Origin of the sequence: Limnovirga soli, from assembly GCF_013106755.1 — a bacterium.
Taxonomy (GTDB): domain Bacteria; phylum Bacteroidota; class Bacteroidia; order Chitinophagales; family Chitinophagaceae; genus Limnovirga; species Limnovirga soli.
The window spans coordinates 410,004-421,846 of sequence record NZ_WHPF01000005.1 but is presented as its reverse complement, the minus strand read 5'-3'; the positions used below and the strand labels follow the sequence as shown (position 1 = coordinate 421,846).

General features: G+C 42.1%; 8 protein-coding genes. 5 read left to right on the top strand and 3 right to left on the bottom strand.

What is annotated here, in order from left to right; all coding sequences use genetic code 11:
• The first annotated feature begins 250 nt into the window (after window positions 1–250).
• The 3 genes from GD597_RS09000 to GD597_RS08990 all read left to right on the top strand — a co-directional run bounded on the left by GD597_RS09000 (window position 251) and on the right by GD597_RS08990 (window position 3,199).
• On the top strand, window positions 251–1,396 hold the full coding sequence (locus GD597_RS09000) for an amidohydrolase family protein (protein WP_171607499.1): 1,146 nt from the start codon (window positions 251–253) through the stop codon (window positions 1,394–1,396).
• A gap of 114 nt (window positions 1,397–1,510) precedes the next feature.
• Window positions 1,511–2,506 (top strand): alpha/beta hydrolase, encoded by a 996-nt coding sequence (locus GD597_RS08995; protein ID WP_171607498.1) that lies wholly within the window; start codon window positions 1,511–1,513, stop codon window positions 2,504–2,506.
• Window positions 2,507–2,707: 201 nt separating this feature from the next.
• Window positions 2,708–3,199: a DUF1905 domain-containing protein gene (locus tag GD597_RS08990; protein WP_171607497.1), complete on the top strand. Its 492-nt coding sequence runs from the start codon at window positions 2,708–2,710 to the stop codon at window positions 3,197–3,199.
• Window positions 3,200–3,304: 105 nt separating this feature from the next.
• Here the strand turns inward: GD597_RS08990 and metH are convergent, their stop codons facing one another.
• Together metH and GD597_RS08980 are read right to left on the bottom strand one after the other, a co-directional pair.
• Window positions 3,305–6,064: a methionine synthase gene (gene metH / locus GD597_RS08985; RefSeq protein WP_171607496.1), complete on the bottom strand. Its 2,760-nt coding sequence runs from the start codon at window positions 6,062–6,064 to the stop codon at window positions 3,305–3,307.
• A 31-nt stretch (window positions 6,065–6,095) separates the two neighbouring features.
• Window positions 6,096–7,115, bottom strand: a complete 1,020-nt coding sequence (locus tag GD597_RS08980) for a homocysteine S-methyltransferase family protein (RefSeq protein ID WP_171607495.1) — start codon at window positions 7,113–7,115, stop codon at window positions 6,096–6,098.
• Between the two features lie 369 nt (window positions 7,116–7,484).
• On the opposite strand from GD597_RS08980, the gene GD597_RS08975 reads away from it, so the two are divergent.
• Window positions 7,485–8,099, top strand: a complete 615-nt coding sequence (locus tag GD597_RS08975; protein WP_171607494.1) for a zinc-dependent metalloprotease family protein — start codon at window positions 7,485–7,487, stop codon at window positions 8,097–8,099.
• Between the two features lie 7 nt (window positions 8,100–8,106).
• Complete coding sequence (glk, locus tag GD597_RS08970; protein ID WP_171607493.1) at window positions 8,107–9,141, top strand: glucokinase; 1,035 nt, start codon at window positions 8,107–8,109, stop codon at window positions 9,139–9,141.
• Between the two features lie 190 nt (window positions 9,142–9,331).
• Here glk and GD597_RS08965 read toward each other — a convergent pair whose 3' ends face one another.
• The gene (locus GD597_RS08965) at window positions 9,332–11,797 is read right to left on the bottom strand and encodes a bifunctional UDP-N-acetylmuramoyl-tripeptide:D-alanyl-D-alanine ligase/alanine racemase (RefSeq protein ID WP_171607492.1); all 2,466 of its coding nucleotides are present in this window, start codon (window positions 11,795–11,797) and stop codon (window positions 9,332–9,334) included.
• Between the last annotated feature and the right edge of the window lie 46 nt (window positions 11,798–11,843).

Here is an 11,843-nt window from a genome sequence, read left to right as displayed (position 1 = left end):
TTGTGCCATATATCATGCAATTATTGTTGGTTGGTAATTTGCAAATACCCCTTTTTTGCTGCCCACAGCCCCGAAGGCACAAGTGTGCGACGCAAGCGGCGATCAGGATGGTATCTGCTGCCCGGCTAATAATTATATAATATTCTGCTTGTATTAAAATAGTTAAAAAAGGCAGGTTTAATTGCCAACCGTACTATTGACTGCGCTGGTGTTAGAACAACAATTATCTTTATTAAAATACCCGATTATAATGAAACATGTTATACTGGCTTTTGGCATTTTGATTACTGTTAGCTTTTGCGCCTGTGCCCAAAAAGAAAATCCTAAAATGGATTTTGAAAAATACAATCCTGTTTCTACTTTGAAAGTGCCTGAGCATATTGTTACCAAAGCAAAATTTCCCTTTATTGATGTACATAATCACCAATGGAATGTGCCCCGCCAGGATATAAAAGAACTCTACCAACAAATGGATGAACTGAATTTACAGGTAATGGTAAACCTAAGTGGCAAAGCCTACAAATCCACACCCGGTAAAGTAAACGGCGATTTTGATGTGCAGGGTAATAGCTATCTGGTAAACTCCATAAATAAAGTAACAGCCACCGGCTCAAAAAGAATGGTATTTTTTACCAATCTTTCTTTTGTTGGTTTTGGTGAGCCGGGTTGGACAGAAAGGGCCGTTAAGGAATTGGAAAAAGATGTACAATCAGGCGCCTGTGGTTTAAAAATTTACAAGGACCTGGGTATGGAATTTAAAGATGAGAAGGGCCAATATATAAAAATTGATGACCCCCGTTTAGATGCCATTTGGTCGAAATGTGGTGAGCTGCATATTCCGGTGCTTATTCATACTGCCGACCCCAAACCCTTTTGGGATGCTGAAGATGAAAACAACGAACGCTGGCTGGAAATTGCCACCCACCCCAACCGTAAAAGAAGCAATACCAACCCTGCGCCCTGGCAAACATTAATTGATGATCAACATCACCTATTTAGCAAACACCCCAATACCATTTTTATTGCGGCACATTTTGGCTGGTATGCCAACGATTTAACTACACTGGGCCACCTGCTGGATACCTTGCCCAATGTATATGTAGAATTTGGCGCTGTAATTGCTGAGCTGGGCCGGCAGCCAAAAGCTGCCAAAACCTTTTTTACTACCTATCAAAATAGAATTTTATTTGGTAAAGACTCCTGGGTGCCCTCAGAATACAGTACTTATTTCAGGGTATTGGAAACTGAAGATGAATATTTTCCCTACCACAAAAAATACCATGCTTTCTGGCGCATGTATGGCATTGGTTTGCCAGATGACATACTAAAAAAGGTATATTATAAAAATGCACTAAACATTATACCCGGTTTAGATAAAACCATGTTTCCCGATTAACCGGCTAAAATACCTGTACAGCACCTCATTTCGTTTGCAAATTGTTAAAACAGTAAACTGGTATTAAACTTGCTACACTCAAAAAAATCATAGCAACACAAATACCACCAAACAATGATAACAATTCGTACAACACTAAGCTATCTAAGCATGGCTTTATTGTTAACACTACAGGTAGGCTGCTCTAAAAACAGTTCTAATAATATCATTACAACACCGCCACCACAACAACGTGGCAATATAACAAGCAATGTAGTATTTGCCACCAATAAAGATTGGCAGGGCAATACACAGGCGCTAACCATGGATATTTATCAGCCCACCAATGCCAAAGCCGGTAAAAAATATCCGCTGGTAATTAATGTACATGGCGGTGGCTTCTACTCTGGCGACAAAGCTAGCGCAGGCAGTAAATGCCAGATCTATGCCGACTCTGGCTTTGTAGCTGTAACCATCAATTACCGCCTGGGTTGGAATGGTGCCGGTGCCGCCAGTTGCCAGGGCGATACTACTTCACTTAACGAAGCCATGTACCGTGCCGTACAGGATATTAATGCATCGCTACGTTATCTGGTAGCACATGCCGATGAATATAATATTGACCCTAACTGGATTTTTGTTAGTGGTGCCAGTGCAGGTGGTGTGGTTGTGCAAACCAGCAGTTACGAAAACGATAAATATATGCAATCAAGGTATCCTGCTGTTGCTGCCAAATTGGGTGGCGTACAAAATGCGGGCAATAACCTAATCAACACCTACACCATAAAAGGCATTTGCAGCATTGCCGGTGCCCTGCCCGATTCTGCTTTAATCAATGCCTCAAAAGCTATTCCTACTATATTTTTTCAGGGCGGCGCCGATGATGTGGTACCCGTAGACCATGGCACTTATTTGGGTTGCAGCAATTACCAGCAATTATACGGATCGCTTTGCTTGTACAGGCAACTTATTGCCAATGGCCAACCTGCTATTGCCAATATTTTACCTGGTGCCGGTCATGGTAATAATGGCGATAGTGGTTTTACCGATGACTTTATGATTGGCAACGCAGCCAACTTTTTTAACCGCCTTGTTAGAAACGAAAACATAAAAAGTAAAGTAAATTATTAGCCGGGCTACAGCAATGCATGTAGCATCCGTTGCGTCGCACTCTTGTACGGTTAGATACAACAGGGAGCTATTCTCAGCCAGTTCAAAATAAAACCATTGGGACCGCCACTTGAATATTGGTGAAAATGCCTAAAATTATTATTGATACATAAAGACGCTATGGCGTCTTTATGTAATTTAGTGCCATTCCAAACATAATCCATGCACGCAACACATAGCTTTAGGGCACAAATACAAATTGTTGGTGTAAACCCATATGTGTTAGTACCCGAAGATATTTTGCAAGCCATTTTTATACAGGCCGGCAAAAAAAAAGGCAATATACCTGTTAAAGGAACCATCAATCAACAAGCATACACGCAAACACTGGTAAAATATAATGGTATTTGGCGGTTTTATGTAAATACCGCTATGCTAAAAAATTCACCAAAAAGAATAGGTGAATTGGTTGATATTACCATTGTTTATGATGCAGCAAATAGAACAATCGCTCCCCACCCAACGCTTGAAAAAGCATTGCTGCAAAATAAAGAGGCTGCCCTTATTTTCAGCCAACTGCGCCCATCCTTACAACTTGAAATTGTACGTTATATTGCACATCTTAAAACAGCAGCAAGCGTGGAAAGAAATGTGGAAAAAGCCATTGGTTTTTTATTGGGGCAATGCCGCTTTATTGGCAGGGATAAACCATAACCGCTGTACCAATTTGCTTTGGTAAGCTGCATAGCATTACCAGCCGTACAAGTGAGTGACACAAGTAAAGCATAATAGTAGCACATAGCTGGTTTCCTGATTAAATTAATCCATTACCGGTCTAAGCCATTTTTCAGCCTCGGCTTCGGTAAAGCCTTTGCGTTGGGCATACTGTGCAAACTGGTCGGGCTGAATTTTACCAACCCCAAAATACTGGCTTTGCGGGTGGCTAAAATACCAGCCACAAACTGATGAAGCGGGATACATAGCCAGCGATTCAGTTAATTGCACACCAATATTTTCTGTGGCATGTAGCAGCTGAAATAATTTATATTTTTCAGTATGATCGGGGCAGGCAGGGTAGCCCGGTGCGGGGCGTATGCCGGTGTATTTTTCTTTTATTAAATCATCGCCGCTTAAGGTTTCATCAGGCATATAACCCCAATAAGTTTTGCGTACCTGCTGGTGCAGGCATTCTGCAAAAGCTTCGGCCAGTCGGTCGGCCAGGGCTTGTAAAATAATTTTATTATAATCGTCGTACTGCGCTTCAAAACGTTTAATATGTGTTTCAATACCATGTATGGTAACCGCAAATGCGCCCAGGTAATCGGTTGATGCATTGGTTGTAGCCGGTTGAATAAAATCGGCCAAAGAAAGATTGGGCTGACCTGGCGCTTTCTTTATTTGCTGGCGCAACATTTCCAAATGCAATATTTCATTACCATCCTTAACGGCAATGGTATCGGGGGCCGTGGTATTGGCTTCATAAAAACCAATAACGCCTTTGGCCTGTAGCCATTTTTCTGCTATAATGGTATCCAGCAATGCATTGGCATCGTTATATAACTTGGTTGCTTCTTTTCCAATAACGGCATCTGTAAGTATCTCGGGGAAATTGCCATGCATTTCCCAGGCTATAAAAAATGGTTTCCAATCAATATAGTCCCTTAATTGTTGCAGCGAAAAATTATCAAATACCTGTGTACCTAAAAACTGCGGAACGGGAGCCGAATAATTATTCCAGTTTATAACCGTATGGTTGGCCTGCGCTTCAACAATGGGAAGATATTGTTTATTGCTTTTTTTATTACCAAAATCGGTTTTAAGTTTATCGTATTCGGCTTTTATGGTTTGCAGAAATTCGGGCTTATTGTCTTTGTTTAATAATGAGCCGGCCACGGTTACACTGCGGGAAGCATCCAGTACATGTATTACGCCCAAATCATATTCGGGGGCAATTTTTACAGCCGTATGCATACGTGAAGTAGTGGCACCGCCAATTAATAATGGTTGTTGCATCCCACGGCGTTTCATTTCACGGGCCACATGCACCATCTCGTCCAGCGATGGGGTAATTAACCCGCTAAGGCCAATAATATCCGCCTGTTCTCTTTGGGCAGTATCTAAAATTTTATCAGTAGAAACCATCACACCCAGGTCTACAATATCGTAGCCATTACAGCCCAATACAACGCCTACAATGTTTTTGCCAATATCGTGCACATCGCCTTTGACGGTAGCTAATAAAATTTTAGCTGCACCCGCACCTTCTTCATTTACAGTACCGGCAGTAATATGTGCCTGTCTGCGCTCTTCCTTTTCAGCTTCAATATAGGGGGTTAAAACAGCTACGGATTTCTTCATTACACGGGCACTTTTTACTACCTGTGGCAAAAACATTTTACCGCTGCCAAATAAATCGCCTACTATGTTCATACCATCCATCAGTGGCCCTTCAATTACATCTAATGGTTTGGGATATTTTAAACGGGCTTCTTCTGTATCTGCGTCAATATAATCGGTAATGCCATTTACCAGGGAATGTTTTAATCTTTCTTCTACGGTGGTATGTCGCCAGGTTTCGTCTTTAACGGTTGTTTTGCCTTTTGCTTTAACTGTATCGGCAAATTGTATTAGTTGTTCAGTAGCTTCATTGGCGTCGTTATTTCGGTTTAACAACACATCTTCACACAGGCGGCGCAGGTCTGGTTCAATTTCATCGTATACCACCAGCTGACCTGCATTAACAATACCCATATCCATACCAGCTTTAATGGCATAATACAGAAATACGCTATGCATCGCTTCACGCACATGATCGTTACCCCTAAACGAGAAAGAAATATTACTAACACCACCACTTACTTTTGCCAAAGGCATTTTTTGTTTAATGGTACGGGTAGCTTCAATAAAGTCTACCGCATAATTATTGTGTTCTTCTATACCGGTGGCTACGGCAAAAATATTGGGGTCAAAAATGATATCCTGTGGTGCAAAGCCTACCTGCTCTGTTAATATTTTATACGCTCTTTCGCAAATCTGTACTTTTCGGTCCCGGGTATCGGCCTGGCCCTGTTCGTCAAATGCCATCACTACTACTGAGGCACCAAAGCGCTGACAAATAATAGCTTGCTCAATAAATTTTGCTTCCCCTTCTTTCATGGAGATGGAATTAACAATACACTTGCCCTGTACACATTTTAAGCCCGCTTCTATAATAGCAAACTTTGATGAGTCTATCATAATGGGAATTTTGGCAATATCCGGCTCGGCTTGTAAAAGGTTTAGAAAAGTAGTCATGGCCAAAACACCATCCAGCAGGGCATCATCCATATTAACATCCAATACCTGGGCGCCGTTTTCTACTTGTTGCCGTGCAACAGATAAAGCTTCTTCGTATTTATTTTCCCTTATTAAACGGGCAAATTTTTTAGAGCCGGTAACATTGGTACGTTCACCTACATTGATAAAATTGGTTTCGGGGCGCACAATTAATGGCTCTAAACCAGCCAAACGTAAAAATGGTTTTATGGTGGCAGCTTCAGCGGATGTATTTTCTATCGTAATATCTGTTGGGATACTCATGTTTAAATTTGGTTTTAAGCGCAAACAAGATTTATAAAGCCGGCTCCATTACAGGCAGCTGGCGGGGTTGTATTTGCTTAACCTGTTGAGCAATATGCTTTATATGATCTGGTGTGGTGCCGCAGCAACCACCTACAATATTTACAAACCCTTTGGCAGCCCATTCTTCAATAAAGTGGGCAGTTTCATGTGGCTGTTCATCATACTCACCCATGGCATTGGGCAAACCGGCATTTGGATAGGCTGATGTATAACAGGCGGCAATACTGCTTAGCTCTTCTATATGGCTTCGCATTTCTGCCGCACCCAGGGCACAGTTTAAACCAATACTTAATGGTTTTGCATGCATCACAGAAATATAGAAAGCTTCCAGGGTTTGCCCGCTTAAGGTTCTGCCCGAAGCATCGGTAATGGTGCCGCTTATCATGATAGGCAGCTCTTTATTTGTATCGGCAAAAAACTGCTTTATAGCATATATGGCTGCTTTGGCATTGAGGGTATCAAAAATGGTTTCTATCAGTAAAAGGTCTACGCCGCCATCTACCAGGCCCCTTATTTGTTCGTAATAAGCGCTTACCACTTCATCAAAAGTTACGGCGCGGTATCCGGGATTATTTACATCGGGTGATAAACTTAGTGTTTTGTTTAAAGGACCAATAGCACCGGCAACATAAGCGGTATCGCGGCCGTTTGCTATGGGACTTGACAAAAATTCGGTAATGGCTTCCCTTGCACAGCGGGCTGAAGCCACATTTAATTCGTAGGCCAGGGCTTGCATATCATAATCGGCCTGAGCTATTACGGTACTACTGAACGTATTCGTTTCTATTATATCGGCGCCTGCCTCCAGGTATTGCTTATGTATGCCCTTTATAATTTCGGGCTGGGTAATGCTGAGTAAATCGTTATTGCCTTTTACATCGCAATGCCAGTTGGCAAATCTTGCCCCGCGGTAATCTGCCTCTGATAATTTATGGCGTTGTATCATGGTACCCATGGCGCCATCTATTACCAATATGCGTGTGGCTAAACATTCCTGAATTGATTTCATACTTTTCATTTTTTGAACCTTGCAGATGATTGCTGCTTATTGTGGTGCAGTACAAGTGTGCGACGCAAGGAAGCCTTATGCCTTGTGTGCAGCCGGGCCCATAAAAATGCATTCATAAACGATGGAAACAAATAAGTGGAGTTTCGGTCGTTTATTAGTTCAGATTTTTACAGGCCGAACAATAAACAAATCTGCCTGAATGAGGGCGCAAATTACTACAGTTGTGCGTTATATGCAAATTTGCCTGCAACGCAGATGGTTAGGCGCTGGAAATACCAAATTAGTTACCATTATTACTTGTGGTTTAATTACAGCAAAGCGCAACCATTTTTATTTGGGCAACAGTTGGATACTGTAATTTTATGCCTCATGAAAAGGCTATTGCTAATATATACTGCATTTATTTTTTGGGGTTGCCAGCCAGATGCAAACCAGAAGCAAGCAAGCATACAGCCTAAAATATTACCAGTAATTGTAGTACAGCCTTTAGATAATTTTGATAGCGCCACACTGCAACAAATACAAGCCGGAATAGCTGCATTCTATCCTGTTAAAGTAGTGATTGCACAAAGAACCAATTTTCCACAAAAAGCCTGGTATGCGCCTCGAAAAAGATACCGGGCAGATAGTACCATTGCCTGGCTAAAAACCATACAACCTGCCAATACACGTTGTATACTGGCTATTACCAAACAGGATATTTCTACCACCAAGGGGCAGATTACAGATTTTGGTGTTATGGGGCTGGGTTACCAGCCAGGGGTTAGTTGTGTTGTATCTCTTTACCGTTTACGTGGTGGCGGGGTTGGTGATAGTGTGGTATACAACCGTTTTTTAAAAACCATTTTACACGAACTGGGTCATAACTTTGGCCTGCCGCATTGCCCTGATAAAACCTGTATTATGGCTGATGCGGAGGGAAAACTAAGCCAGGATAAGGAACAGGGTTTATGTAATACCTGTTTACACAAAATAAAAATCTGATAGAACAATGAATTTACCCATTGCTTTTCCGGCAACAACGCAAAGTATCGAAGGTGTGCAGGTGCTGGCCGCTGATCTTGGTGGAACTAAAATAAATATTGCCTTATACCAGGTAACCAATAATCAGCTGCAACCAGTTATTGCAGACAGGTTTCATTCCCGTGATTTTCCTTCTTTTCTGGCAGTTATTAAGGCCTTTTACCAAAAATACCCGCAAGTGGTTCCGCAACATATTAGTGTGGGCGTAGCCGGACCCGTTATTGATGGTGTGGCCAATATTGTTAACCTTAACTGGATTGTATCTGCCAAAGAAATTGCTGCCGAAACTGGTGTGCCGGTAATGTTTTTGAACGATTTGGAAGTAACTGCCTATGGGCTGGCCTGTTTATCAGATGCGGATTTTGTTTGCCTGCATACCGGCAAAGAACACCATCATGGCAATATTGGTATTGTTGCGCCGGGTACCGGATTGGGCGAAGCCGGTTTATTTTGGAATGGAACCGGTTACCACCCTTTTGCCACAGAAGGTGGACATACAGATTTTGCCCCAAGAACGGAAGAAGATATTGCCCTATACCGGTTTATAAAACAAACAGAAAAAGTGGTAAGTATCGAGCATATATTATCGGGGCCCGGAATTGTTCGTTTGTTTAATTATATGCAGCAGGTGGTAAAAATGCCGGTAGCCGGCTGGCTGCAGGATGCTATGCAGGGTAAAGATGCATCGGCGGTAATTAGTACCGCAGCTATTGAAGGCAGTGCCGATATTTGTGTAGCTACCATGCAATTATTTGTACATCACCTGGCAAGAGAATGTTCTAACCTGGCACTAAAATTTAAGGCCATTGGTGGTTTGTATATAGGTGGTGGTATCCCTCCTAAAATTATTCCTTTATTACAACAGGGCAATTTTGTACCAGCTTATTTAGACTGCGACCGTATGCAGGACTTAACCGAACAAATACCCATTTATGTGGTAATGAATGATCAGGCACCTTTATTAGGGGCAGCCTGGTATGGGGCGCATCAGTGCGGGGTGTAATGCAGTTTTTATGTAGCCGGCAGTAAATCATATGGCATCACCTCTTGCCACGCTCGGTTCGGGGTTCATCCTTTGTGGCGGCTTATTATGCAATGTTTTATTATGTTACTATTTGCCGGGCCATGAGGTGAACGTACAAGTGTGCGACGCAAGTAAAGCTGCCTTTACGGCTGTGGCCGGGCCAATAAAATTACTCTTCTACATACACCCGTTTTACCCGCTGGCTAATGGTGGTAAGAATTTCGTAGGGAATGGTTTGGCACCAACTGGCAATTTGTTGTACGGGCAGGTGTTTGCCAAAAATTTCTACGGTATCGCCTTCCTGTATTTGGGGTACATCGGTTACATCAATCATGGTCATATCCATACAAACCGATCCTATTACCGGTGCCAGTTGCCCATTAATATATACTTTACCCACACCATTGCCCAGCCTGCGACTAAACCCATCGGCATAACCAATACGTATGGTGGCTATGGTAGATGGTCTGGTAGTTTTGCCACGCCTGTTATAGCCTATTGTTTCACCGGTAGGCACTTGACGCAACTGCGCAATAGTTGTTTTTAAAGTAGTTACCGTTTGTAAAGCCACCTGATTGGTATTGGCACTTTCTACACCATAAAGTCCAATACCCAACCTTACCATATTGTATTGCAGCTGATGATTACGAAAAATAGCAGCCGAATTGGAAATATGCTGAATAAATGAATAACCCAACGTAGCTTCTAAGGCTTTGCAACTTTCATCAAATTGTGCCGCCTGGAATTGGGTAAAAGCATCTTCGTTAGGGTCTTCGCTGGCGGCCAGATGGCTAAATACCGATTGTACTATCATGTACTGGTTATGTGCCAGCAAATGCTGCAGTTGTGGTATATCTGCCGCCTCAAAACCCAGGCGGTGCATTCCGGTATCCAGTTTAATATGTACCGGGTATTTTGTTACACCCTGTTGTTGCAAAAATTGCAGAAACGCATTAAATATGGGAAATGAAAATAACTCCGGCTCCAGGTTATATTCAGTAATGGCTGAAAAAGCGGCTTCGTCAACATTCATTACCATAATTGGCAGGTGAATGCCGGCTTTGCGTAATTCAACACCTTCATCAGCATATGCCACACCCAGGTAATCTACTTTGTGAAATTGCAGCAGTCCGGCTATTTCTGCACTACCGCTGCCATAGGCAAAAGCTTTTACCATTACCATCATTTTTACATGGCGGGCCAGCTGACTGCGATATTCTTTTAAATTATGTGCTATGGCGGTAAGGTTAATTTCCATCAGGGTTTGATGTACTTTTTTCTCCAGCAATAACACAATTTTTTCAAAACCAAATACACGGCCACCTTTTAACAGAATGGCTTCGTTTTTAAAATGGCTGGCGTTGAATTGTGAAATAAAAGCATCGGTAGAAATATATTGCTGCAATAAGGGAAAACTTTGCTGCAGTAAAGATTCAAAAGCCATCCAATGTTCGCCAATGGTAATAAGGGTATGAATATTTCTTGCCTTCAGCATTTCTATCACCTGCAGGTAGGCATCCCGTTCAGAAGAGGTTGCAGGAATATCGGATATGATAACTGTTCTATTGGTTTGTTGCTGTTGTTGGGCCAAAAAATCGAGTGCTACAGATAAGGAGGTAATATCAAAACTATAACTATCATTTATTACTGTACAGTTATTAATAGCATGCACCAGTTGCAGGCGCATATCAACCGGCTGCAATTGATTAATACGTGTTTGCAAGGTGCTGGCTGCAACCCCCAGTTGGGTTGATATACACCAGCAATGTATGATGTTTTCAATAGAAGCATCATCAGTAAATGGTATATTAATTTGGTGATGATGGCCATGATAGACCAAATTGATTATGGTAGTGAGTTGCGCTTTTTCTATTGCCTGAATTACACAGGCATTGCCAGCCGCGTTACCCCAGGTAATTATTTGTTGGGATGTTTTAAATTGGTGTGAGCAGCTATGCATATCTGTTTCCCTTCCAAAAATGATGGGTGTATTGGTAAACAGTAGTAGCTTCTCCTCCAATTTCTGTTGGGGGCTGGCAAAGCCATCGCTATGTGGTTCTCCAATATTGGTAAGCAACCCAATGGTTGGCTGTATAATATTGGCCAGCGCTTCCATTTCACCCGGTTTGGAAATGCCTGCTTCAAAAATGGCCAGGTTATTTTCAGCACTCATTTGCCATACGCTAAGCGGCACGCCAATTTGGGAATTATAACTGCGTGGGCTGCGTATAATAGTATAATCAGGAGATAATAATTGGTACAGCCATTCTTTTACTATGGTTTTACCATTACTGCCCGTTATCCCAATTACCTGATAGGCAAACTGCTGCCGGTGATACGCTGCCAATGTTTGAAGAGCTAGCAAAGTATTTTTTACCACTAAAAAATTCGCCTCGGTAAATGGAGTGTTATCAAAGGAATGATCTACTATAAAATTAGAAATGCCCCGTTCGCAAAGCTCAGCAATATAAGCATGTCCATCTCTTCTTTCGGTTACCAATGCAAAAAACAAAGTGGTAGCAGGGAATGCAATACGCCGGCTATCTGTTGCCAAATGCTCAATTACAGTGTTCTTATTATGTAAAAGGGCAGTGGCTTTGGTTATTTCACTAATATGTTGAATATCGTATTGCAAATACTGGTTTTATACGGTTGGCAATAGCGGCATTACCATTTATTTA